The organism is Neorhizobium sp. 2083, assembly GCF_031455615.1.
GTDB lineage: Bacteria > Pseudomonadota > Alphaproteobacteria > Rhizobiales > Rhizobiaceae > Neorhizobium.
Genome location: NZ_JAVDTC010000001.1, coordinates 1,487,405 through 1,512,074, shown reverse-complemented (window position 1 = coordinate 1,512,074; position 24,670 = coordinate 1,487,405). Strand labels below are relative to the sequence as shown.

Sequence of the window (24,670 nt, the reverse complement as noted above, 5' to 3'; positions counted from 1 at the left end):
TTCAAAAAATAGTATCGCCCTCAATTCCCGGGGGTGCCCAGGGGAGCATCAACGCCGCTTTTCGAAAAAAGGACACGCCTTATGAAGGCCACTCGTTTCACCCAATTGGCAACCCTTGCTCTTCTGGCGACGCTCGGCGGCGCGGCAACGGCAAGCGCCCAGTCGAAGACGCTCACCATTTCCTGGTGGGGTTACAACGGCGAGAAGATGACCGCCAATATCATCGACCCGTTCAAGAAGATCTGCGGCTGCGACATCGTTTTCGAAACCGGCAACAATGCCGACCGCCTGAACAAGCTGAAGCTGCGTGACGGCAAGGGCGTCGACGTCATCTACCTGACCGACAGCTTCTCGCAGCTCGGCATCGAGCAGGGCCTCTTCCAGCCCGTCGATCCGGCGAAGATCCCGAACCTCTCCGAAATCTACGAACTCGGCCGCGCACCGCAGGGCAAGTATGGCCCGGCCTACACGATCGGCCGCATCGGCCTCGTTTATGACTCGGCCAAGGTCAACCCGCCGATCACCTCCTGGGCCGATCTGTGGCGTCCGGACCTGAAGAGCTCGGTTTCTCTTCCCGGCATCACCACCACGGCCGGCCCGATGGTGGTCACCGAAGCCGGCAAACATGCCGGCGTCGATCCCTACGCCAATACCGATGGCGCGTTCAAGGCCATCGAAGCGCTGAAGCCGAACGTCGTCAAGAACTACAATACCGGTTCCGAACTGGTGAACCTGATCTCGACCGGCGAAGTGCGCGTTGCGATCGGCCAGGACTTCACGCTCGCCTCCATGCAGGCCGCAGTGAAGACGATGACCTGGGCAAAGCTGAAGGACGGCGATATCGCCACGCTCAACACCGTCAACATCCCGAAGGGCTCGACCAACGTCGAGCTGGCTCACCAGTTCATCAACTTCATCCTGTCGAAGGACGTGCAGCAGAAGGAAGCCGAGCAGGGCGTTGACGCGCCGATCTCCACCAAGGTCGTGCTCACCCCAGACCAGGCGAAGATCTGGACCTATGGCGCCGACCAGGTTTCGAGCCTGACCCGCGTCGACTATGCCAAGATGAACGCTGCCAAGACCGACTGGATCGATCGCTGGAACGAGGTTTTCGGCAAGTAATTTCGACGCCGCCCGAACCGGCGGTATGGTTGAATTGAGAACGGAGCGCCGCTACCAACGCGGCGCTCCTGCTTTTGAAAGAACACCAGATGAATAAGCTTGCCAGATGGAGTTTGACGATGCCGGCGACGATCGCCGTCATCCTGCTTCTGGTGATCCCCGTCCTTTTGACGATCGCCACCACCTTCGGCGAAGCGGGCGGACCGTTTTCCACCTATGCGGCCTTCTTCAAGAGCGGCTTCCGCATGGCGGTCCTCTACCGCACGCTTCAGATCGCCCTGATCACTACCGCGATCGCCCTCGTGGTCGGCTTCATCACGGCTTACGTCATCGCCCAGATGCCGGGACGCCTGAAGAGCATCATGATCATTGCCGCGGTCTTTCCGCTGCTGACCGGCGTCGTCGTGCGCTCCTTCGCCTGGCTGATCATTCTCGGCAAGAACGGCATCGTCAACAACGTCCTGATGTCGGTCGGGCTGATCGGTGAGCCCCTGTCGATGCTCTACACGCAAGGCTCCGTCATCGTCGCGATGGTCTACCTGTTCGTGCCGCTGATGATCCTGACCCTGGTCGGCGTGCTCGAGGGAATTCCGCGCGATCTCATCGAGGCCGCCGCCTCGCTTGGCGCCCGCCCGGTCCCGACCTTTCTCCAGGTCATCCTGCCGCTCGCAACCCCCGGCCTCATCGTCGGCGCGGTGCTGGTCTTCACCGGCAGCTTCACCTCCTACGCGACACCCCAGCTTCTCGGTGGCGAAAAGCAGATGATGATGGGCACCTTCCTCTACCAGCGCGCCATGGTGACCTTCGACTGGGTCGGCGCATCGACGATCGCCGCGATCATGGTGGTCATAACCATCGGCGTCGTGCTCATCATGAGCCGTATGGCACGCCGTCTCAACCCGATGGCGGTCTGATGCCGACGCGTATTCATCCCATTCTTGGCGCTTTCGCCATCCTCGTCTTTTTCTTCCTGCTTGCGCCGCTGGTGATCATCGTCGGCGCCGCCCTCAGCGACACGACCTTCCTCACCTTTCCGCCGCAGGGGCTGACGCTGCGCTGGTTCGCCAACATCTTCCAGATCGAGGCCTTCCGCCACACGGCGATCACCAGCCTGCAGGTGGCGCTTCTCGGCACCGGCCTGTCGCTGCTGATCGGCATTCCGGCGGCCTATGCGCTCAACCGCTACCGTGTCGAGCTGCCGCGCTGGCTCTCGACGCTGTTCGTTCTGCCGATCCTGGTGCCGGAAATCGTCTTCGGTTTCGCGCTCATGAAGTCGATTACCATAGGTCTCGGCCTGCCGGTCTTCATCAGTCTCGTCGTCGGCCACGCGCTGCTGATCCTGCCCTATTCCGTACGCGTCGTCGGCGCCAGCCTTGCCTCCTTCGATTTCTCGATCGAGGAAGCCGCCCGAAGCCTCGGTTGCCCGCCGCTCAAGACCTTCATGACCGTGGTGCTGCCGAACATCCGCGCCGGCGTCATCGCCGCCTTCATTCTGGCTTTCATCACTTCCATCAACGACGTGTCGGTGTCGGTCTTCCTGACCGGTCCCGGCATCTCGACCCTGCCGATCCAGATCCTTGCGCATATGGAGCAGTTCTTCGACCCGACGATCGCCTCCGTTTCCGTGCTTCTGATGCTGGTGACCGTCGGCGTCATGGCGATCGTCGAAGCGACGCTCGGCCTTACATTCCTGACCAAGTAGGTTCCCGTGACCGTATCCCTCACCATCGAAAACCTTTCCGCCCATTACGGGACCACCCAGGTTCTCAAGGACCTGTCGATTTCCGTCGCCGCCGGCGAACTCGTGTCGCTGCTCGGCTCCAGCGGCTGCGGCAAGACGACGACGCTGCGCCTCGTGGCCGGTTTCCTGCAGCCGACCAGCGGCCGGATCCGGCTCGGCGATCGCGACCTGACGACACTGCCCGCCCATGCCCGCGATATCGGCCTCGTCTTCCAGAACTATGCGCTCTTCCCGCATCTGTCGGTGCTGGACAACGTGGCCTTCGGCCTCAAGCAGCGTGGCCTTGCCAAGCCGGATCGGGCGAAACGGGCAATGGCAATGCTGGAACGCGTCGGCCTCGCGCCGCTCGCCGACCGCCTGCCGGCAGCACTTTCCGGCGGCCAGAAGCAGCGCGTCGCGCTCGCCCGGGCTCTCGTCATCGAGCCGCCGCTCCTGATGTTCGACGAACCGCTCTCCAACCTCGACGCGAAGCTCAGGATCGACATGCGCGTCGAGATCCGCCAGCTCCAACGCGCCAACGGCACGACCTCGCTCTACGTCACCCACGACCAGGAAGAGGCGTTTTCGATCTCCGACCGTGTCGCGATCATGAATGCCGGCCGCATCCTGCAGCTCGATACGCCGGAAGTTCTCTACCAGAAGCCGGCCAGCGCCTTCGTCGCCCGCTTCGTCGGTTTCGAGAACCTGATCCGCATGAAGGTCGTCGAACGCCAGGCGGCAATCGTCACGGCTGAAGCCGCCGGCGGCACGCGGCTTCATCTTTCCCAGGATCTGTTCGGCCCGATCAAGGACGATTTCATCCTGGCCTGCCGCGCCGACGGGCTCGCGGTCCGCCGCGACGGCGAGGGCATCCCGGCTCTGCTCGGGACGCGCACCTATCTCGGCCGCGCCTATCAGTACAAATGCGAAACCGCCGCGGGCGAAATCACGGCCAACGGCCCACTTTCGGATCCGCTGGATGCCGGCGCGCGGGCTGTCCTCACCCCGCTGCCGGAACAGTGCTGCATCCTCGATCCGGAAGATTGATCCGGGAATAGATCCGTACAATTACCTGCGAGGCGGTTTACTCGGGGGAGCTTTGACGCAAGTCAAACCCCCGAAGCGGTCCGTATGTCAGTCCATCATGGTCACAATCCTTCAACCGGCAGCGTATCTGCGCTGTGAGGCCAAAGACCATGAATTACGTCTCAGAAACAATCTGGCTGGCGATCGGCACCTTCCTGGCGTTGCTCGCAGCCGCCTATACCCATGATAGCCTGTTTGCGGCGCATATGTGGGTCCTGTTCTTCGTGCTGCTCATCAGCACGGTCCTTCTGCTGCGCAAGGTTTCCTTCGCGCCGCCGAAGCTCGCGGCGAGCGCGCCGGCAAAATCCGAATATTTCGACGAGGTGGTCAAATACGGCACCATCGCCACGGTCTTCTGGGGCGTCGTCGGCTTCCTGGTCGGCGTCGTCATCGCTCTCCAGCTTGCCTTTCCCGACCTGAACATCGAACCCTGGTTCAATTTCGGCCGCATGCGCCCGTTGCACACGTCAGGCGTCGTCTTCGCCTTCGGCGGCAACGCGCTGATCGCCACGTCCTTTTATGTGGTCCAGCGCACCTGTCGGGCACGCCTTTTCGGCGGCAATCTCGCCTGGTACGTGTTCTGGGGCTACCAGCTCTTCATCGTCATGGCTGCAACCGGCTATCTGCTGGGCATTACGCAAGGGCGCGAATACGCCGAGCCGGAATGGTATGTGGACCTTTTCCTGACGGTCGTCTGGGTCGCCTATCTCGCTGTCTTCCTCGGCACGATCCTCATCCGCAAGGAGCCGCATATCTATGTGGCGAACTGGTTCTATCTCGCCTTCATCGTGACCATCGCCATGCTGCATGTGGTCAACAACCTGGCGGTGCCGGTCTCCTTCCTCGGTGTCAAGAGCTATTCGGCCTTCTCCGGCGTGCAGGATGCGCTGACCCAGTGGTGGTACGGGCATAACGCGGTCGGCTTCTTCCTGACCGCCGGCTTCCTCGGCATGATGTATTATTTCGTGCCGAAACAGGTCAACCGGCCGGTCTATTCCTACCGGCTGTCGATCATTCACTTCTGGGCGCTGATCTTCCTTTATATCTGGGCCGGCCCGCACCACCTGCACTACACGGCGCTGCCCGACTGGGCGCAGACGCTCGGCATGGTCTTCTCGATCATGCTCTGGATGCCCTCCTGGGGCGGCATGATCAACGGCCTGATGACGCTCTCGGGCGCCTGGGACAAGATCCGCACCGATCCGATCGTCCGGATGATGATCATCGCCATCGCCTTCTACGGCATGTCGACCTTCGAAGGCCCGATGATGTCGATCAAGGCCGTCAACTCGCTCAGCCACTATACGGACTGGACGATCGGCCACGTGCATTCAGGCGCGCTCGGCTGGGTGGGCATGATCAGCTTCGGCGCCGTCTACTACATGACGCCCAAGCTCTGGAACCGCGAGCGCCTCTACAGTCTCGACCTGGTCAACTGGCACTTCTGGCTCGCCACCCTCGGCATCGTCGTCTATGCCGCCGTCATGTGGGTCGCCGGCGTCCAGCAGGGCCTGATGTGGCGCGAATACGACAATCAGGGCTTCCTCGTCTATTCCTTCGCCGAAACGGTCGCGGCCATGTTCCCCTACTACCTGCTGCGTGCGGTGGGTGGCGCCATGTACCTCGCCGGCGGGCTCATCATGGCCTTCAACGTCACAATGACCATCCTCGGCCATCAACGGCAGGAGCGGGTTCGGGGTGGCGCTTCCCCCGCCGCTCTCCAGCCGGCCGAATAAGGAGGGATATCCATGTCCATTCTCGACAAACACCAGTTCATCGAACGAAACGCGACCCTGCTTCTGGTCGGCTCGCTGCTCGTCGTCTCGATCGGCGGCATCGTGGAAATCGCACCGCTCTTCTATCTCGAAAACACCATCGAGAAGGTGGAAGGCATGCGGCCCTATTCGCCGCTCGAGCTTGCCGGGCGCGACATCTACATCCGCGAAGGCTGCTATGTCTGCCATAGCCAGATGATCCGCCCCTTCCGCGACGAGGTGGAGCGCTACGGTCACTACAGCCTGGCGGCCGAATCCATGTACGACCACCCGTTCCAGTGGGGATCGAAACGCACAGGCCCGGATCTCGCCCGTGTCGGCGACCGCTATTCGAACGAATGGCACGTCCAGCACCTGACCGAACCGCGCGACGTCGTGCCGGAATCGGTGATGCCGAGCTACGCCTTCCTCAAGGAGACGCCGCTCAAGGTCACCGACGTTTCGATGTCGCTGAAGGCGAACCGCGCGGTCGGCGTCCCCTATTCGGACGAAATGATCGCCAGCGCCAAGGCGGATCTTTCCGCCCAGGCGGATCCGAATGCCGACACGTCCGGCCTGCTTGCCCGCTATCCCAAGGCCAAGGTCGGCGATTTCGACGGCAATGCGCAGAGCCTGACGGAGATGGATGCGCTGGTCGCCTACCTGCAGATGCTCGGCACGCTGGTCGATTTCTCGACCTATGACGATGCCGCCGGTTACCGCTGAGGAGATAGGGTCATGGAATTCTATACGGCCATGCGCCACTTCGCCGATAGCTGGGGTCTGCTTGCCATGACCCTGTTCTTTCTCGGCGTTCTCGTCTTCACCTTGCGCCCCGGCGCGAAAGCCTCTGCAGACGAGGCCGCCCGGATCCCTCTGAAGGAGGATTGAACATGCCAGAAAAACATATGGCGGAAAAACATATCGACGATCTGAGCGGCATCGAAACCACCGGCCACGAGTGGGACGGCATCCGCGAACTCAACAATCCTTTGCCGCGCTGGTGGCTCTGGTCGTTCTACGCCTGCATCCTGTGGGCAATCGGTTACGCAATCGCGTATCCGTCCATCCCGCTTCTGACCGACGCGACGAAGGGCCTGCTCGGATATTCGAGCCGCGCCGAACTCGCGGCGGATCTCGATGGCGCTAAGGCTGCTCAAGGCGGCATCCTTGAAAAGATCTCGGCATCGTCGCTGGAAGCGATCGTCGCCGATCCGCAGCTCAACCAGTTCGCGACCGCCGGCGGCGCCGCGGCCTTCCGCGTCAACTGCACCCCATGCCACGGCACGGGTGCAACGGGTGGGCGGGGTTATCCCAACCTCAACGACGACGACTGGCTGTGGGGCGGCGATATCAACGCCCTCTATCAGACGATTGCTCATGGCGTCCGCGATCCCGCCGACGGGGAGACCCGCATCTCCGAAATGCCGGCCTTTACGGATATGCTGAAGCCGGACGAAGTGCGCCAGGTTGCCGCCTATGTGGTGAGCCTCACCGGAACCCCGCGCGATCCCTCGATGGTCGAGCCCGGAAAACAGCTCTTCGCCGACAATTGCGTCTCCTGCCATGGCGAGAAGGCCGAGGGCAACCGCGACCTCGGCGCGCCCAGCCTTGCCGACGCCATCTGGCTGAAGGTGCAGGGGGAGGCGGAGATCGCGGCCCAGATACGCTCTCCGAAGCACGGCGTCATGCCCGCCTGGGAGGGTCGTCTCGGTGACGTCGCCGTCAAGCAGCTCGCCGTCTACATCCACTCGCTTGGCGGCGGGGAATAACTGCGTTTCCGAGGATAATCGGGGTAATACCGGCCGGGGCGCGACTGCTCCGGCCGTCTGTCTTTTGCAGCCCGTGGTTTCTCCCCTGCCCGAGACGGGAGGTTCCGACAGAAAGCCGCAATCCCATCGATTTTGCCAGTTGACTTTGGTCAAGGAGCGCCGCGCAGTACGATGCAAGAATAAGAGCCAAAGGATTGGCTCATGAATCTCTATACCGCCCCGCATCTGGAACAGAATGGATCGTCCGTCGAGCGGATCGATGTCCGGCCCGTGCATTCGCCGGGTGAACCGAACAAGCCGCTCTACGAGAAGCGCAAGAAGATCTTTCCGAAAAGGGCCGAAGGGCGTTTTCGCCGCTTCAAGTGGCTAGTGATGCTGATAACCCTCGGCATCTATTACCTGACCCCCTGGATCCGATGGGATCGCGGTCCGTTCGCGCCCGACCAGGCGGTGCTCGTCGATCTCGCGAGCCGTCGGTTCTATTTCTTCTTCATCGAAATCTGGCCGCAGGAATTCTTCTACGTCGCCGGGCTGTTGGTCATGGCAGGTTTCGGCCTTTTCCTCGTGACCTCGGCCGTCGGCCGCGCCTGGTGCGGTTATGCCTGTCCGCAGACGGTCTGGGTCGATCTTTTCCTGGTCGTCGAGCGCTTCATCGAGGGCGACCGCAATGCCCGCATCAAGCTGGATGCTGCGCCCTGGAGCTTCGACAAGCTCTGGAAGCGGGTTGCCAAACACGCCACATGGCTGGCGATCGCGGTTGCGACGGGCGGTGCCTGGATCTTCTATTTTGCCGATGCGCCCTCGCTCGCCTTCGATTTCGTCACGGGCCATGCCGCCGTGGTTGCCTACTCGACCGTCGCGTTCCTGACCGCCACGACCTATGTGCTCGGCGGGCTGCTGCGCGAACAGGTCTGCATCTACATGTGCCCCTGGCCGCGCATCCAGGCCGCCATGCTCGACGAGAGCTCGCTGGTCGTCACCTATAACGACTGGCGCGGCGAGCCGCGCAGCCGCCACGCCAAGAAGGCGGCGGCAGCCGGGCAGCCGGTCGGCGATTGCGTCGATTGCAATGCCTGCGTGGCGGTCTGTCCCATGGGCATCGATATCCGCGAGGGGCAGCAGATGGCCTGCATCACCTGCGCGCTCTGCATCGATGCCTGCGACGGAGTGATGGACAAGATCGGCAAGCCGCGCGGCCTCATCGCCTATGCGACGCTCGACGAGTACGAGACGAACATGGCGCTGGCGACGAGCGGCGGCACGACGGCAATCGACCCGGCGCGGGTGCGCAATCCGGATGGTTCCTTCGTCGACAAGGTTCGCCACTTCGACTGGAGGGTGATCTTTAGGCTGCGCACGCTGATCTATTTCGGCGTCTGGTCGGCCGTCGGCCTTGGGCTCGTGTTCGCGTTGCTGTCGCGCGATCGGCTGGAGGTCAATGTGCTCCATGATCGCAACCCGCAATTCGTGCTGGAATCGGACGGTTCCATCCGCAACGGCTACACGATCCGCCTGCTCAACATGATCCCCGAGCCGCGCACGATCCTGGTCTCGATGGAAGGCTTGCCCGAAGCGACGATGAAGATCACCGGGGTCACCGATGTGCCGGGCCGACTCTTCGCCGTACAGGTCGAGCCTGACAAGACGCTGGCCCTGAAGGTCTTCGTGACCTTGCCCAAGGGAGCCGTTTCCGCCGAGACCGTCGATTTCCATTTCATCGCCGAGGACCGGTCGAGCCACGAAAAGGACAGCTATTCAGCGGTCTTCAACACGCCGGGAGCCAGAAAGTGAGCATGACGAAAATGAATACGGTGCCTGCAAAATCCTTCGTTTTCACTGGCTGGCACATGGTCGGCGTGCTGGTGCTTTTTTTCGGCACCATCATCTCGGTGAATTTCTACATGGCCTATAACGCGGTCACCAGCTGGAGCGGGCTGGTGGCGGAAAACACCTATGTCGCCAGCCAGCAGTTCAACGGCAAGGCGGCCGAAGCGCGGACACTGACGGCAAGCGGCATCACGGGTCGCATCACCGTCAACGGATCCGATATCCGTTACGAGGTCTTCCACCCCAAGGACGGGCCGGTAACCGCTGATACGCTGACGCTCAAGTTCAAGCGGCCGGTCGGCGAACACCAGGATTTCGAACTCGACCTCGTTCCCGTCGGCAAGGGCGTCTTCACGGCCACCCACGAAATCCTGCCCGGCCACTGGATCGTCGATGCGAGCGCCATCCGGAACGGCAAGCGCATCCTGCATCAGGCCGAACGGATCGCTGTTCTGAGGAGGGCAGAATGAGCTGCTGCGCGCCGGGAACGGAAGGATATCCGGACCACCCGCTTCCATCCTCGGAAGAATTGACGCTGTCCAGCCGGGCGGTTGCGCCCGGGCTGCGCCAGACCGATCTCAGCGTTCCGCAGGTCCATTGCGGCACCTGCATCGCGACGATCGAGAAGGCGCTCAATGCCTTGCCGTCCGTGGAGCGGGCGCGCGTCAATCTTTCCACCAAACGCGTTTCGATTGTCTGGCGGGAGAAGGTCGAAGACGGCGCCACCGATCCGGTCGAGCTGGTCAGGGCCATCGTCGACGCCACCGGCTACGATGCGCATCTCTTCTCGAATGCCGAGGAAGTCGGCGAGAAACTGCAGCGCGACCTGATCCGCGCCGTTGCCCTGTGCGGTTTTGCGGCAGCCAACATCATGCTGCTCTCGGTTTCGGTCTGGTCGGGCGCCGATGCCTCGACGCGTGACATGTTCCATTGGATTTCGGCGCTGATCGCGGCACCGGCGCTGATCTACGGAGGCCGTTTCTTCTATCAGTCGGCCTGGAATGCGCTTCGCCGCGGCCGCACCAACATGGACGTGCCGATCGCGCTCGCCATCACGCTCTCCTATGCGGTGTCGCTCTGGGAAACCATGCATCACGGCGAACACGCCTGGTTCGATGCGACCGTCTCGCTCCTCTTCTTCCTGCTGATCGGCCGCACGCTGGACCACGTCATGCGCGACCGGGCGCGCGCCGCGATCAGCGGCCTTGCGCGACTGTCTCCCCGCGGCGCCACGATCGTCAGTGCGGACGGCGCGCGCGAATATCGCCCGGTGGACGAGATCCGCCCGGGCGACCGGGTGGCGATCGCCGCCGGAGAGCGGGTGCCGGTCGACGGCTTCGTCGAAAGCGGTGCAAGCGATATCGACGTCTCGATCGTCAACGGCGAAAGCGCTCCAAGGCCCGTCCGGGTCGGCGACATGATACAGGCCGGGACGCTCAGCCTCACCGGTTCGCTGGTGCTGAAGGCGACGGCTGCCGCCAAGGATTCCTTCCTGTCCGAAGTCATTTCGCTGATGGAAGCGGCCGAGGGCGGGCGGGCGCGTTATCGCCGGATCGCCGATCGCGCTGCGCAATATTATTCGCCTGCCGTCCACTTCCTGGCGCTCGCCGCCTTCCTCTCCTGGGGTTTCATCGGCGGTGACTGGAAACAGGCGATGCTGATCGCCATCGCCGTCCTGATCATCACCTGCCCCTGCGCGCTCGGCCTTGCCGTGCCGGTGGTGCAGGTGGTCGCGGCCGGCCGGCTGTTCAAAAACGGCATCATGGTCAAGGACGGTTCGGCCATGGAGCGCCTTGCCGAAATCGACACGGTGCTTTTCGACAAGACCGGCACCCTGACCCTGGGCCGCCCCCGGCTGCTGGATATCGAGCGGTTCGACAGGAAGCAGCTCGCTCTGGCCGCCGGGCTTGCCGTCCATTCGCGCCACCCGCTTTCGCAGACCCTGGCGTTGGCGGTATCCGGCCCCGTTGCAATCTTTGAAACGGTCACCGAAATCCCGGGCCAGGGGCTGGAAGCGGCAACGCCGGCCGGTATCTACCGGCTCGGCAACCGCCGCTTCGCCTTGTCCGTGCCGGATGACGGAAGTCCCGGCAATACCGTGACGGAAACGGTCCTTTCGCTCGACGCTCGGGAAATTGCCACCTTCCGCTTCGACGATTCGCTCCGCCCCGGTGCCCTGGCTGCCACGGCGTCGCTTGGCGCCAGCGGTTTCGAGACCGGCATCCTGTCGGGCGACCGACGCCGGGTGGTTGCCGATCTCGCCATCCGCCTCGGCCTCGAACACTGGCAGGCGGAACTTTCGCCGAAACAGAAGGCCGAGTTCTGCACCTCGCTCGGAGCCAGCGGCCGCAAGGTGCTGATGGTCGGCGACGGCATCAACGACGCGCCCGCGCTCGCCGCAGCCCATGTCTCGATCGCGCCGGCGACGGCGGCGGATGTCGGCCGCCAGGCTGCGGATTTCGTCTTCATGCGCGACAGCCTGGAAGCCGTGCCGCTGGCGATCGATATCTCGCGCCGGGCAGGGCGGCTGATCCGCGAAAATTTCGCGCTCGCCATCGGCTACAATGTCATTGCCGTGCCGATCGCGCTTGCCGGTTATGCAACGCCGCTGATTGCCGCCGTTGCCATGTCGACCTCATCGATCATCGTCGTCGCCAATGCGCTTCGGCTCAGCCGACCGGGGAGCGTCGGCGAGGTTGACGTGACAGCGAGCAACGGCACGACCACGGCTCATCCAGGCGAGGCTCGCGTCGCATGAACATGCTCATCTACCTCATTCCGATCGCGCTTTTCCTCGGCGGTCTCGGCCTCTTCGCCTTTCTCTGGTCGCTGAAGAGCGGCCAGTACGACGACCTCGAGGGCGCCTCCTGGCGCGTGCTTCAGGACGACCCGCCGGAATGATCGGGAATTTCGGACAAACGCAGGACCAGTGCGGGCGCAACCCCAACGGACGGCTGCCTGGGGATTTCGGGGAATGTCTCTCGATGAAAAAAGGGCTGCAGATGCAGCCCTTTTTCATCCTTTTCAGTCGAGCAGTTCGCGAAGCCGCACCGCGAGTTCCCTTGCGGTATAGGGCTTTTTGAGCCAGCTGCCGGATTGGGCGAGCTCCCGTCCTGCGATCGCCGGCTCGGCATAACCGGAGGTGAACAGCACCTTCATGCCGGGCCGCCTCGCACGCACTTCGGCCGCCAGTTCGTCGCCGGTCATCCCGCCCGGCATCACGATGTCCGTGAAAAGCAGATGGATGCCGTCGTGCTGGCCGAGCTGGTCCAGGGCTTCCTGGCCGTTCGCGGCTTCGATAACGCGATAACCCAGTTGCGTCAGCCGGGAGACGGCGATACGCCGGACCCGCGGATCGTCCTCGACGACGAGGATCTTTTCGGTGCCGCCGGGGATGGAAGCGGCCTTCGAGCCGGTCTCGGCGGCCGACGGATCCGCCGTCTCGGCCTTGTGCGCCACCGGCAGGAAGATCCTGACGCTCGTGCCCTGTCCCGGCTCGCTATAAAGCTGGATATGTCCGCCGGACTGTTTGGCGAAACCATAGACCATGCTGAGGCCGAGGCCCGTTCCGGCGCCGAGGCCCTTGGTGGTGAAGAAAGGCTCGAAGGCCTTGTCCTTGACCTCGGGAGACATGCCGACGCCCGTGTCAGTCACCGAGATCAGCACGAAATCGCCGGTGCGGACATCGGGATACATCTGCGCATAATCGACATCCAGCCGGACGCGGGAGATCTCGATCGACAGCTTGCCGCCGCGCGGCATCGCGTCGCGGGCATTGAGCGTCAGGTTGAGAAGCGCGTTCTGAAGCTGCGATCCGTCGACCAGCGCTTCGTTAGAGACGCCGGTCACCGTGGTGCGAAGCTCGATCGTTTCGCCGAGCGTACGCCTGAGGAGCTCCGAAAAACCGGATACGAGATTGCCGACGTCCGCCAGCTTCGGATTGAGCGGCTGGCGGCGCCCGAAGGCGAGAAGCTGGCCGGTAAGCTTGGCGCCGTCTTCTGCCGCGCCCTGCGCTTCATGCAGCAGTTCGAGCAGGCCAGCATCCGCGAGCTTGTTCTCGATCATTTCGAGATTGCCGCTGATGATGGTCAGAAGATTGTTGAAATCGTGCGCCAGCCCGCCGGTCAGCTGGCCGATCGCTTCCATCTTCTGGGCCTGGCGCAGCTCTTCTTCGATCTTGTGACGGCTGGTCAAGTCGCGGACGAAGCCGGTGAAGATGCGTTTTCCGTTGGTGACGGCCTCGCCGACCGCAAGTTCCATCGGAAAGACGCTTTTGTCCTTGCGCTGTCCGGTCACCACGCGGCCGTAACCGATGATCCGGCGCTCGCCGGTGGTAAGATAGCGGGAGATATATCCGTCATGGGCGTCGCGGTCGGGCGATGGCATCAGCATCTTGACGTTCTGTCCGCAGACTTCCTCGGCCGAATAGCCGAACAATTGTTCGGCGGCGGCGCTGAAGGACGAAATGCAGCCGACTTCGTCGATGACGATCATCGATTCCGGAACGGTGTCCAGAATGGAGCGCAGGTGCGCTTCGCGTTCGGCAAGATCGTTCTGCACCCTTTTCATCTCGGTGATATCGTTGTTGGTTTGAATGATGATCGAAGGCCCGTCGCTCGATGGATTGACGGCCACCCAGCGGGTTGCCACGAAGACCTTGTGGCCGTGTCGGTGTCGATGGACGACTTCGCCTTGCCACGCATGATGAGCCTGGACGTGACGGCGGATCTCGTCGAGCGGTTCAGGAAACTGTGTCGCCAGAAGATCATGGACGACCTTGCCGAGAGCCTCTTCCCGACGCCAGCCGTAAAGCTCCTCGCAGCCGGTCGTCCAGCGGCTGATGATGCCGTCAACGCCGTGGACGATAAGGTTGGCATCGTCGAGAAGAAAAGTGACGGCATCGAGCTGGCTTTCCGTCGTGGCTTCGGATCCTGTATTCCCGGTCATATCCATTCCGTCTAATGGCGCCGTCGCTCACCGAGAGCGATCAGGTCGCGCCGCATGTCTCCACAGTCATCGTCGTCTCCGGCGAGTTGCGCAAGCATTCCCGGCCGTTCGATTCTTATGGAATGACGGGCGGCCGGGTCCAGAACATTCAACACGCCCTTGCCGATGAGCCTGGTGATAGTACGCGAAACAGTCTCGATCGTCAGGCCGAGATAATCGGCCATGTCCTGCCGGCTCATCGAGAGTTCGACGACCGGCTGCGCATTGCCTTCGGCCATGGCGCGTCTCAGGTATCTCAGGAGGAAAGTGCAGAGCCGCTCTTCGGCGCTCTTGCTCGACAGGAGCACCATCTGGTCCTGGGCTGCGGCCATTTCGTCGCATACCCGGGCGAAAACCTTGGGCCGAAGGCTCTCGGAATTGATGACGGCGGCCTCGAACTGCCGGCGTGCCAGCCGGCGGATCTTCGCCGTGGTGATGGCTTCCGCCGTGTAGATGTAATTGTCGCGGAACGAGACGCCGATGACATCGCCGGCATGCAGGAACCCTGTGATTACCCGCCTTCCGTCCGAAATGATCCGGAAAACCCGCAATGTGCCATCCATGACTTCGAAAATATGTTTGGCCTCGTCGCCCTCGAAAAAGAGGGCCTGGCCAGCCGCAAGATATTCGACCGGCTGTTTTGCAAACAGCGAATGCAGGCAGTCCGGCTCGTCCAGCGGCCTTGCTGCTGCGGCGTTGAAGGTCTTCGCATAATCCGTGACAAACATGAAACTGCCCCTATCCGTTTGGTTGAGGCAGTTGACCGAATCCTGGTAACGCGCGAATGCTAGTTCTGTGAAAGACGGTTCTAATTGGTAACAATCTGTAACACGCCGGTTCCCTGTTGATGTCATCTCCTGCCAGCTCCGCCAATATCCTCGTCGTCGACGACGACCCCCGAATCCGCCAGATGCTGACGCGGTATTTCGAGGGCGAAGGATATGCCGTGAACGCGGTATCCGACGGGCAGGAAATGCGCGCGCAGCTGAAGAAGCAGGAAATCGACATCATCCTTCTCGATCTTTCGCTTCCCGGCGGCCAGGACGGCTTCGATCTGGCCCGGGAAATCCGGATGCAGTCGGACATCCCGATCATGATGCTGACCGGCCGCGACGACGTGGTCGACCGGATCCTCGGCATCGAAATCGGCGCGGACGATTACATCGCAAAGCCCTTCCACCTGCGTGAAGTGCACGCACGGCTGAAATCCATCCTGCGGCGCCGCCAGCCGGCCCAGCCGAAGCAGGAGGAAAACGAGGAGAAGATCGTCCGCTTCGAAGGATGGACGCTCAATCTTTCGAGGCGCCAGCTCTTGTCGGCCGAAGATGGCGAGGTGGAGCTGACGACCGGCGAATTCGACATGCTGGCGGCCTTCGTCCAGCATGCGGGCCGCGTGCTGACGCGCGATTTCCTGATGGACGTTACGAGGGGACGGCAGCTCGACGCGTTCGACCGCACGATCGACGCCCAGATCGTCCGGCTGCGCCGCAAGATCGAGGCGGATGTCAAACATCCGCAGCTCATCAAGGCCGTCCGCGGCGTCGGTTACATTTTTACCGGCAAGCTCGGCTGATCAGGCGACGCGCTGCCGGTCTGCAGCCGAAAGCCCGGAAAGGGCTCTTTCCCTGATATCGTCTGCGTCCGGCCCTCGCAGCGGAACCGGCCCCACAGGCAAGCCGTGATCCGCCGGCCTGCCGACCGAAACCGGCAGCAGTTCGAGTTTTTCGCACGCGCCGTCATCGGCAAGCGTCAGCCGGATTGCGGCGCTGCGCCAGACATCGACACCCTTTTCGTCATAGGTCGCGGGCCGTCCGGTGTGGAAGACGAAATTGCCCAGTCCGGCGATGATCGCCCGTCCCCGGTGAAATGCGATCGGCTGCATGACGGGCGCGCCGGTACCGAGCACCAGGTCCGCACCCCTGTCGATCAGGCTGCGGCAGAGATCGATGAGCCAGTCGGGCGTCGTTTTCCAGTTCGCATCCCAGTGATGGCCGTGGATCGCCACCGCCACCAGATCCCCTATCGTCTTTGCGGCCTCGATGCCGTCGACAAGCCTCTGCATGTCCTTCCCGTCGGCCGCCCAGCGGGCTGCGATCGCCTCGCCGGAAACGACGGGCGTGCCGAAGACGTCGAGATCCGGGCGTTCGCCTGCGTCATAACCGACAGCGGCACGCGCGGCGCCGCGCTTGTCGTCGCCGAGCGTCACGACGATCCGCTTCAGAGTCTCGAATTCGTCGGCCGGCACGCTCACGGTCCGTTTCATTCGCAGCGGTGCGATGCCGGCGCGCTCCGCCGAGGCATAGTTGATGTCCGGCTGCGGCCCGAGGTCGACGGAGAATATGGCAAGCGATTTGTGAGGTCCCGGCACGATCGCGGGTGCCGCGGCCTGCTCGATATCCGCTCCGCTGCCGGCGAGCTTCAAGCCCGCCGTTTCCACCGCGGCGCGCGTCGAGGCGATGCCCGGCGGACCGAGATCGAAGGCGTGGTTGTTGGCATGCGTCACCGCGTGAAGGCCGAGTTCCCGCACCGAGACGAGCGCCTCCGGCGTCGCCAGGTGCAGCGTCTTCGTCTTGGTCGGCCATGCTTCCGCCGTCTCCACCGTCGCCTCGAGATTGCCGAAGGCGACATCCGCCTCCAGGAAATCCCGCACCTCGGCCTGCCCCTCGCCGCAGAGGTCGAGGGGGCCGTGGATCAGGATCTGGCCGGTAACGGCGACGGTGAGCATGGTTCAGTTCATTTCGCGACGGGCTTCAGCGCCACCATCGCCGCTTCGCCGACGATCGGCAGGCGGATGGCAGATGGCCGCGTACCATCGCAGAAAACCGTGTTGCGGGCCACTTGGCTTGTGCGTCCACGGCCTTCCGGAGCATAGCTATTTGGATTGATGTCGTACTTCGGAAAGTTGGACGAGGAGATGTCCAGCCGGATGCGGTGGCCCTTGGCGAAGAGGTTGGCGGTCGCGAACGGCTCGATCGTGACCTTGAACACCTCGCCCTTGGCGATCGGCTCCGGCTTCTCGAACGACTTCCGGTAGCGGCAGCGGATGATCCCGTCGGTAACGTTGAGTGCATAGCCGGTGGGGTAATCCGTGCTCGGTGGGTAGACGTCGACGAGTTTTGCAGTGAAATCCGTGTCCGGCGCATCGGAGGAGACGTAGAGCTCGACCGTGATCGGCCCGACCACAGCCACGTCCTCGCTCAGGGGTTCCGTCTCGAACGAAAGTACGTCGGCGCGTGCCGAAAGCGGCAGGCCCGGATGTTTCGAGCCGTAGAACTTCTCACCCTCGCGCTGGTCGAAACCGCCGCCTTCGAAGATCGGCTGGCCGCTGGTCAGCGAACCGCCGATGGTCGGCACCGGGTTCCTCGGGTCGAAGTCGTAAGTGAAGGGCGCGGCGTCCGCCGTCGGCTTGTCGCACGAAAGCGAGCCGTTTTCGTGGATGTAGTAGTTTCGGAATTCCGTTTCCGGCAGCGGCCAGTCCGCCGCCTCGATCCACCGCCCGCCGTGGTCCAGCCGGCCATCGGCATTTCGCGTGCCGGATCCGCCGCCCATCACGAAGGCGCGCACCGCCGGCTCCTGGGAAACCGTGTTGTCCTTGCCCTTCAGCCAGTGGTCGAACCAGTTGCGGCGAAACGCGAGCCAGCTTTCCGTGACATTGCCGCCAAGCGGTGCAGTCGGCCCGAAGGAGGTGTCGCCGGCAAGCGTCGTGTTGCGATTGCCGTGCAACCACGGCCCCATGATCAGCTGCAGTGGCCGGCTGTCCTTGCCGGAAAGACCACGGTAGTTGTCGAGCGTCGATTTCACATAGGCGTCGTACCAGCTCGACATCAGCACGATCGGCACTTCCGGGAAGGTCTCGTAGAACCCTTCCATGTAAAGTCCGACTCGGCGCCAGCTTTCGTCGAACGTGCCGCTGCGCCACTGGTCGAGCAGGTAGCTCTCGTATTCCGGCATCCAGCGCACTGGGGAATTGCCTTCGCTCCACGGCATGACGCCGAACCAGGCGCGGATATCCTCCGCCTCGATCGCGGCGCGCGCCAGGTCATCACCCTCGCCGATCGCCTGGTTGTAAGCCCAGGTCGCCTGCTTCAGCTCGAATGCGCCACCCTGGCGGATGCCGCATTGGTAGGCGTTCGAAAAGCCGCCCGAATCCATCACCATGCAGGCGAGCCCCGGCGGGTTGAGGCAGGCGAGTGCCGCCTGCGTATGGGCCGCATAGGAAAGGCCCATCGTCCCGAACTGGCCGTTCGACCAGTCCTGTTCCACCAGCCAGCGCGCGGCATCGTAGCCGTCCGCGGCCTCGGAAATGTACTTGCTGAACTGGCCCTCGGAATTGTGGCGGCCGCGGCAGTCCTGGTAGATCACCGCATATCCCGCCCGGACGAAATAGCTCGCCACCTCGTGACGTTTCATCGGCTCCGCCATGCCGACTTCGATCTCGGAACGCGAGCGCTCCGCCTTGCCGTAGGGCGTGCGTTCCATGATCGCGGGCAGCCGCCCCTCGATCACCTTGCCGTCCTTGGCCGGGCGGTAGATGTCCGTCGCGAGCTTTACGCCGTCGCGCATCGTCACCATCACATCGCGCTCGACGATCACGTCGTCGGTTATCGCCTCGAAGCGCGATGGCGTCAGGGTATCCATGTCCATATCCTCAAAAATATTGGGAGGAACCGGTTTGATGACAAACCTTCGCCCCGTACTCCGCCTCATCCTCGGGCTTGTCCCGAGGATCTAACCACGTCAGAAATCAGCCGTTTGCAGATCCTCGGGACAAGCCCAAGCCCGAGGATGACGGCAGAGAGGGTTTCGACCCGTGTGGACAGGCCGGCACTCTCCTCGGCAGAGAGCCTATTTGGCAATGCCTGCAAGCGTTGCGCTCGTGTCTTCCGTCATGTTGGCGACATAGAAGAGGTTAGCCTTGCCGGCCCAGTGAACCTTCTGCCAGTAGAGCGGGATGACCGGCACGTCGGCGAAGACGAGCTTGGTCGCCTTCTGCAGCAGTTCCACCCGCTTCTTGGCGTCGAACTCCGAAGTCGCGGCCTGCATGGCCTGGTCGAAGGCCGGGTTCGAATATTTCGTCCGGTTGAACGAGCCGGTGCCGGCATCCTTGTTGACGGTCATCAGCAGGTTGCGAAGGCCCGTTGCCGAGGTCGGCGTCGAGTTGCCGAGCGAGAAGATGAAGGCGGAGAATTCGCCGGCACCGGCACCCTTGGTATAGACGTTATAAGGTTGGGCAACGACGCCGTTCACCTTCAGGCCGCCACGGGCGAACATCTGGCCGAGCGCCTGCGCCACTTCCGCATCGCCGGGGAAACGGTCGTTCGAAGTGTGGATGGTGATGCCAAAACCGTCCTTGTAGCCGGCTTCCGCCAGCAGCTTCTTGGCGTCCTCGGCGTTCATGGCGGGCGCCTTGATCGACGGATCGTTGCCGGCAACGCCGTTCGGCACCAGCTGGCCGGCCGCTTCCGCCGAACCGTCGAGGATGCGGTCGATGATCAGCTGGCGGTTGACCAGCTCGGAGAGCGCCGTACGGACCTTGATGTCCTTCAGCGGGTTCTTGTCGAGCGGCTTGCCCTCCTTGTCGGTGATGAAGGGGGTCTTGTCGCGGGCGCTGTCGAGCGCGAGGTAGATCATGCGCGAGGAGGCGATCGAGAAGACCTTGAGGCCGGAAATGCCCTGCAGGGTCTTGACGTCGCCCGGCGGCACGGCGTCGATCAGATCGACGGCGCCGGAGCGAAGGGCCGCAACGCGCGATGCATCGTTGGAGATGAACTTGATCGTGACGTTGTCGAAGTCCTGCTTCTTGCCCCAGAAGGCGTCGTTGCGGGTGAGCTGCAGGTTGTCGCCCGGCGTCCAGGACTTGAACTTGTAGGCGCCGGTGCCGATCGCCGCCTTGCCGCTGTTGAAGTCCTCGATCGAGGCACCCTGGGCGACCTTCTTCTCGACGATGTAAACGAAACCGACCTGCTCGATGAAGTCGGGTGCCGGCTTCTTGGTCTTGATCTCGATCGTCAGGTTGTCGATCGCCTTCATGCTGTCGATCACGGCCACGTTGCCGGAGAAGGGTGCCGGGCTATTGGGAATGTCCTTGGCGCGGGTGAGCGAGAAGATCACGTCCTCGGCCGTCAGCGGGTTGCCGTCGTGGAACTTGACGCCGTCGCGCAGCTTGATCTGCCACGTGACCGGATCGACATTGGTCCAGGACACGGCAAGCGCCGGCTCGATATTGATCGCCGGATCGGTCTGCACCAGGCGGTCGAAGACCTGCATGGCGATGTTCTGGTTGTTGCCGGTGCGGGAGAACTGCGGATCGATCGCCGACGGCTCCGTGGCGCTGCCGAGGATCAGGTCGGCCGCCTGAGCCGAGCTCAGTGCGATGACCGAGGCCGCAACTCCGGCCAGGAGGAATTTCATCGGTTTCATATATCTGTTCCCTTCTTTTTAGATGGCCGGCTCGGCCGTGGCATTCGTTGTCTGGTGGACGGCAAGATCGTTCAGGTGGCAGGCGCTCACATGGCCTGCCGCGTTTTCCTTCAGGACCGGCCGTTCCACGCGGCAACGGTCGAAGGCCTTCGGACAGCGGGGATGGAAATGGCATCCCGGCGGCGGATGGAGCGGCGAGGGGATCTCGCCCTTGATCGGCGTGAACACCCGGCGGCGGTCGGCGACCGATGGCAGCTCGCGGATCAGCGCCTGCGTGTAGGGATGTTTCGGATTGTCGAAGAGCTCGTCCGGCGTCGCACTTTCCACGACGCGACCGAGATACATGACGACCACCCGGTCGCAGATATGTTTCACGACGCCGAGATCGTGGCTGATGAACAGGTAGGTCAGCCCGAATTCTTGTCTCAGATCCATGAACAGGTTGAGGATCTGCGCCTGGATCGACACGTCGAGCGCGGCGACCGATTCGTCGCAGACGAGCAGCTTCGGCTTCACCGCAAGCGCCCGGGCGATGCCGATACGCTGCCGCTGGCCGCCGGAAAACTGGTGCGGATACCGGTCGAGATAGGACGGGTCGAGGCCGACCCGCTCGGCCAACGCGGCGACATAGTCCCGCATTTCCCCACCGCTGACGATGCCGTGCACCTTCGGCGCCTCGCCGATCAGGTCGATCACCCGCTTGCGCGGATTGAGCGTCGACATCGGGTCCTGGAAGATCATCTGGGCGGAAAGCCGCATGGCGCGCTTGTCCTCGCCCTGCAGGGAGGTCAGCGGCTGGCCCTTCCAGCGCACCTCGCCGCCGCTCGCGGGCATAATGCCCGCCATGACGCGCCCGAGCGTCGATTTCCCGCAGCCGGATTCGCCGACGAGACCGACCACCTCGCCCGGATAGACGGCGAGATTGACGTCGTCGACCGCATGCACGGTCTTTTCCTCGAGGCCCGCTCCGAACAGGTTGGCGATCTTTTCCGCATAGTCGAGTTTGCGGGAAAACCGCCGGCTGACATTCAGGGCCTCTACGAGCGGCATGGTTTCCGCGAGCATGTTCGTCATGCGGCGCTCCAGAGATGGGGGTGGAAACAGCGGAACTCGCGGCCGGCGGCGATCTCGAGCATCGGTTCGGTGGCGCAGATATCGGTGGCGCGGGCGCAGCGGTCGCGGAAGGCGCAGCCGGAAGGACGCGACAGCGGCGAGGGGGCGAAGCCCGGGATCGGCCGCAGCGGCTCGCCACGCGGCACGGCCGCGGGCACGGCGCTGAGCAGGCCGGACGTATAGGGATGCCGCGGTTCGGTGAGCACGCCATCGACCCGGCCCGCTTCGACGATCCGGCCCGCATACATGACCATGATCCGGTCGGCGAGCGCGGCGACAACGCCGAGATCGTGGCTGATCCAGATCAGCGCCATGCCGAACTCGCCGGCGAGCCGCTTGATCTCGAACAGGATCTGCGACTGGATCGTCACGTCGAGCGCGGTCGTCGGCTCGTCGGCGATGATCAGGTCCGGCCGGTGCAAGAGCGCGATGGCGATCGCCACGCGCTGACGCATGCCGCCGGAAAACTGATGCGGATAGGAATCCAGCCGCTCTTCCGGCGAGGGAATGCCGACAAGGCCGAGCGCATCCCGGGAACGCTGCCGTGCCTCCACGCGCGAAACCCGGTCATGCGCCTGCACGGTCTCGATCATCTGGGTACCGACCGAAAGAACCGGATTGAGCGTCATCATCGGATCCTGGAAGATCATCGCGATGCGCTTGCCCCGGATCGTCCGCATGGCGGCCGGCGACATCTTCAAAAGGTCGTCGCCGTTGAACAGGATCTGGCCGTTCACCACCCGGCCGGGCGGATCGACGAGACCGAGGATCGAGAAACCGGTGATCGATTTGCCGGAGCCGGATTCTCCGACAAGGCCGACGATCTCGCGCTGACCGACCGTGAAGCTCACGTCGTCGACGGCCTTCAAGGCGCCGCGGCGGGTCATGAAATGGGTGGAAAGGTTTTTGACTTCGAGGACGGGTGTCATCGCGCTCACCTTTCGCCCAGACGAGGGTTGAGAACTTCGCGCAGCCGGTCGCCGACGATGTTGATCGAGAACACCAGCACGAGCAGCAGCACGCCCGGATAGACGCTGATCCAGTATTCGCCGGACATCAGAAGCTGGTAGCCGTTGGCGATCAGCAGCCCGAGCGACGGCTCGGTGATCGGCAGGCCGATGCCGAGGAAGGACAGCGTCGCTTCTGCCGAAATCGCGTTCGCCACCTGAAGCATGCCGATGACGATCAGCGGCGGCAGGCAGTTCGGCAGGATATGGCCAAGCAGGATGCGCGGCGTGCCGATCCCGAGCGTTACCGCCGCCTCGACATAATCCTTGTTCTTCTCGACCAGTGCCGCGCTCCTGACGGCGCGGGCAAACGTCGCCCATTGCACCAGGATCAGCGCGAAGATCACCTTCCACAGCCCCTGGCCGAGAAGCGCGAGCAGCATCAGCGCCACGAGAATGGTCGGAAAACCGAGCATCAGGTCGACCACGCGCATGATCAGCGTGTCGATCCGTCCGCCGAAATAGGCGGCGATCAGGCCAAGCACGGTGCCGACCAGAAGTGCGACGATGCCGGAAAACACGCCGACGCCGAGGCTGGTTCGCAACCCGTAGATCATCGCGGAAAACATGTCGCGGCCCTGTCCGTCGGTGCCGAGCCAATAGTTCAGGCCGTCCATGCTCTGCGAGCCGGGCGGCAGCTTGGAATCGAGGATGTCGAGAACCGCGAGGTCATAAGGGTTCTGCGGCGTCAGATAGGGGCCGACGATCGCGGCAAACAGCAGGATGATGCAGACGACGGCGGCGATGACGGCCTTCGGGCTGCGGCCAATGCCGGTAACCAGCCGGCCGAGCAGCATATCTTCTGCGAAAAGGGCGCGCGCGCTCATTGGGCGCCTCCCAGACGAACCCGCGGATCGACCAGCGAATAGAGCACATCGACCACGAAATTGATAAAGATGAACAGGCTGACGATGACCAGCAGGTAGGCGACCACGACCGGCCGGTCGAGCCGCATGATCGAGTCGATCAACAGCTTGCCGATGCCCGGCCAGGCGAAGATCGTCTCGGTGACGACCGCAAAGGCGAGCATGCTGCCGAGTTCCAGCCCGATCACGGTGATCAGCGGGATCAGGATGTTCTTGAACACATGCACGAAGACGATGCGGCGTTCTGAAATGCCCTTGGCGCGTGCGAATTTCACGAAATCGAGCGGCATGGTCTCGCGCACGCCGGTGCGGGTCAGGCGGATTACCAGCGACAGCTTGAACAGCGACAGGTTGATCGCCGGCAGGATGAGATGCGTCAGGCCGTCCAGCGTGAACAGGCTCGAATGGATGCCGAGGAACTCGCCCATCTGCCCGCGCCCCGTGGAGGGCAGCCAGCCGAGCCAGACGGAAAAGATCATGATCAGCATCATGCCCTGCCAGAAGCTCGGCAGCGAAAAACCGAAGATCGAGCCGGTCATGATCACTTCGTCGGTGGCGCTGTTCGGCTTCAGGCCGGAGAGAAGGCCAAGCGGAATGCCGAGAACCAGCGCAAAGACGAGACCGGTCAGCGTCAGCTCCAGTGTTGCCGGCAGGCGTTCGAAGATGAGCGCGATCGACGGGCGGTTGAAGACGAAGGAACGGCCGAGATCGCCGTGAAGCGCGTTCCAGGCGAAGGTGAAGAACTGTTCCCAGAGCGGCTTGTCTAGGCCGAGCGAGGCGACCACCTGGGCGCGTTCCGCGGGGCTTGCATCCGGGGCGATCAGCATTTCTGCCGGATCGCCGATCGCATAGATGCCGATGAAGACGATGACCGCCGTCACGATGAGGACGGCGATGCTCTGGAGGAAGCGGCGGATGACGAAAACCGTCATGACGTGCGCTCCTGCTTACCCTTTGTCCCGCAGGGACAGAGAATTCTCATGAAAGACGTTCCCTT

Annotated in this window: 22 protein-coding genes; 13 read left to right on the top strand and 9 right to left on the bottom strand. The window is 63.1% G+C overall.

The window, feature by feature from the left end; all coding sequences use genetic code 11:
* Nucleotides 1-81 precede the first annotated feature (81 nt).
* The 12 genes from J2X76_RS07755 to ccoS all read left to right on the top strand — a co-directional run bounded on the left by J2X76_RS07755 (nt 82) and on the right by ccoS (nt 12,182).
* Nucleotides 82-1,122 carry an ABC transporter substrate-binding protein gene (locus tag J2X76_RS07755; RefSeq protein ID WP_113130213.1) on the top strand — a complete coding sequence of 347 codons (1,041 nt, stop codon included), beginning with the start codon at nt 82-84 and terminating at the stop codon, nt 1,120-1,122.
* 89 nt (nt 1,123-1,211) lie between these two features.
* The gene (locus tag J2X76_RS07750; protein WP_113130212.1) at nt 1,212-2,036 is read left to right on the top strand and encodes an ABC transporter permease; all 825 of its coding nucleotides are present in this window, start codon (nt 1,212-1,214) and stop codon (nt 2,034-2,036) included.
* The gene (locus J2X76_RS07745; RefSeq protein ID WP_310214784.1) at nt 2,033-2,824 is read left to right on the top strand and encodes an ABC transporter permease; all 792 of its coding nucleotides are present in this window, start codon (nt 2,033-2,035) and stop codon (nt 2,822-2,824) included. The genes J2X76_RS07750 and J2X76_RS07745 overlap by 4 nt, the downstream gene beginning before the upstream one ends.
* A gap of 6 nt (nt 2,825-2,830) precedes the next feature.
* Nucleotides 2,831-3,889, top strand: coding sequence for an ABC transporter ATP-binding protein (locus J2X76_RS07740; protein WP_310214531.1), 1,059 nt, complete (start codon nt 2,831-2,833; stop codon nt 3,887-3,889).
* 149 nt (nt 3,890-4,038) lie between these two features.
* Complete coding sequence (gene ccoN, locus J2X76_RS07735; protein WP_113130209.1) at nt 4,039-5,664, top strand: cytochrome-c oxidase, cbb3-type subunit I; 1,626 nt, start codon at nt 4,039-4,041, stop codon at nt 5,662-5,664.
* A 12-nt stretch (nt 5,665-5,676) separates the two neighbouring features.
* Nucleotides 5,677-6,408 carry a cytochrome-c oxidase, cbb3-type subunit II gene (ccoO, locus tag J2X76_RS07730; RefSeq protein ID WP_113130208.1) on the top strand — a complete coding sequence of 244 codons (732 nt, stop codon included), beginning with the start codon at nt 5,677-5,679 and terminating at the stop codon, nt 6,406-6,408.
* Nucleotides 6,409-6,420: 12 nt separating this feature from the next.
* Complete coding sequence (locus tag J2X76_RS07725; RefSeq protein WP_007762698.1) at nt 6,421-6,573, top strand: CcoQ/FixQ family Cbb3-type cytochrome c oxidase assembly chaperone; 153 nt, start codon at nt 6,421-6,423, stop codon at nt 6,571-6,573.
* Between the two features lie 17 nt (nt 6,574-6,590).
* The gene (gene ccoP, locus J2X76_RS07720; protein ID WP_310214781.1) at nt 6,591-7,454 is read left to right on the top strand and encodes a cytochrome-c oxidase, cbb3-type subunit III; all 864 of its coding nucleotides are present in this window, start codon (nt 6,591-6,593) and stop codon (nt 7,452-7,454) included.
* A gap of 201 nt (nt 7,455-7,655) precedes the next feature.
* Nucleotides 7,656-9,245 (top strand): cytochrome c oxidase accessory protein CcoG, encoded by a 1,590-nt coding sequence (gene ccoG / locus J2X76_RS07715; RefSeq protein ID WP_310214526.1) that lies wholly within the window; start codon nt 7,656-7,658, stop codon nt 9,243-9,245.
* An 11-nt stretch (nt 9,246-9,256) separates the two neighbouring features.
* On the top strand, nt 9,257-9,751 hold the full coding sequence (locus J2X76_RS07710) for a FixH family protein (protein WP_310214778.1): 495 nt from the start codon (nt 9,257-9,259) through the stop codon (nt 9,749-9,751).
* Nucleotides 9,748-12,039 (top strand): cation-translocating P-type ATPase, encoded by a 2,292-nt coding sequence (locus tag J2X76_RS07705; protein WP_310214524.1) that lies wholly within the window; start codon nt 9,748-9,750, stop codon nt 12,037-12,039. Before J2X76_RS07710 ends, J2X76_RS07705 begins: the two co-directional genes overlap by 4 nt.
* The gene (gene ccoS, locus J2X76_RS07700) at nt 12,036-12,182 is read left to right on the top strand and encodes a cbb3-type cytochrome oxidase assembly protein CcoS (RefSeq protein WP_007757373.1); all 147 of its coding nucleotides are present in this window, start codon (nt 12,036-12,038) and stop codon (nt 12,180-12,182) included. The genes J2X76_RS07705 and ccoS overlap by 4 nt, the downstream gene beginning before the upstream one ends.
* Before the next feature lie 123 nt (nt 12,183-12,305).
* On the opposite strand, the gene J2X76_RS07695 is transcribed toward ccoS, so the two are convergent.
* Together J2X76_RS07695 and J2X76_RS07690 are read right to left on the bottom strand one after the other, a co-directional pair.
* Entirely contained in the window at nt 12,306-14,228 is a 1,923-nt protein-coding gene (locus tag J2X76_RS07695; RefSeq protein ID WP_113130248.1) for a PAS domain-containing sensor histidine kinase, read from the bottom strand.
* 11 nt (nt 14,229-14,239) lie between these two features.
* On the bottom strand, nt 14,240-14,995 hold the full coding sequence (locus J2X76_RS07690; RefSeq protein ID WP_113130203.1) for a helix-turn-helix domain-containing protein: 756 nt from the start codon (nt 14,993-14,995) through the stop codon (nt 14,240-14,242).
* Nucleotides 14,996-15,114: 119 nt separating this feature from the next.
* Between J2X76_RS07690 and J2X76_RS07685 the strand changes: the two genes are divergently transcribed.
* The gene (locus J2X76_RS07685) at nt 15,115-15,840 is read left to right on the top strand and encodes a response regulator (protein ID WP_113130202.1); all 726 of its coding nucleotides are present in this window, start codon (nt 15,115-15,117) and stop codon (nt 15,838-15,840) included.
* On the opposite strand, the gene J2X76_RS07680 is transcribed toward J2X76_RS07685, so the two are convergent.
* From J2X76_RS07680 to J2X76_RS07650, 7 genes are all read right to left on the bottom strand, one after another.
* Nucleotides 15,841-16,992 (bottom strand): CapA family protein, encoded by a 1,152-nt coding sequence (locus tag J2X76_RS07680; protein WP_310214512.1) that lies wholly within the window; start codon nt 16,990-16,992, stop codon nt 15,841-15,843.
* Nucleotides 16,993-17,000: 8 nt separating this feature from the next.
* Nucleotides 17,001-18,905 carry a CocE/NonD family hydrolase gene (locus J2X76_RS07675; protein WP_310214510.1) on the bottom strand — a complete coding sequence of 635 codons (1,905 nt, stop codon included), beginning with the start codon at nt 18,903-18,905 and terminating at the stop codon, nt 17,001-17,003.
* A gap of 207 nt (nt 18,906-19,112) precedes the next feature.
* Entirely contained in the window at nt 19,113-20,687 is a 1,575-nt protein-coding gene (locus J2X76_RS07670) for an ABC transporter substrate-binding protein (protein WP_113130200.1), read from the bottom strand.
* Between the two features lie 18 nt (nt 20,688-20,705).
* The gene (locus tag J2X76_RS07665) at nt 20,706-21,752 is read right to left on the bottom strand and encodes an ABC transporter ATP-binding protein (RefSeq protein WP_405030002.1); all 1,047 of its coding nucleotides are present in this window, start codon (nt 21,750-21,752) and stop codon (nt 20,706-20,708) included.
* Nucleotides 21,753-21,757: 5 nt separating this feature from the next.
* The gene (locus J2X76_RS07660; RefSeq protein WP_310214504.1) at nt 21,758-22,729 is read right to left on the bottom strand and encodes an ABC transporter ATP-binding protein; all 972 of its coding nucleotides are present in this window, start codon (nt 22,727-22,729) and stop codon (nt 21,758-21,760) included.
* Nucleotides 22,730-22,734: 5 nt separating this feature from the next.
* Complete coding sequence (locus tag J2X76_RS07655) at nt 22,735-23,634, bottom strand: ABC transporter permease (RefSeq protein ID WP_113130197.1); 900 nt, start codon at nt 23,632-23,634, stop codon at nt 22,735-22,737.
* Entirely contained in the window at nt 23,631-24,605 is a 975-nt protein-coding gene (locus J2X76_RS07650) for an ABC transporter permease (RefSeq protein ID WP_113130196.1), read from the bottom strand. Before J2X76_RS07650 ends, J2X76_RS07655 begins: the two co-directional genes overlap by 4 nt.
* Between the last annotated feature and the right edge of the window lie 65 nt (nt 24,606-24,670).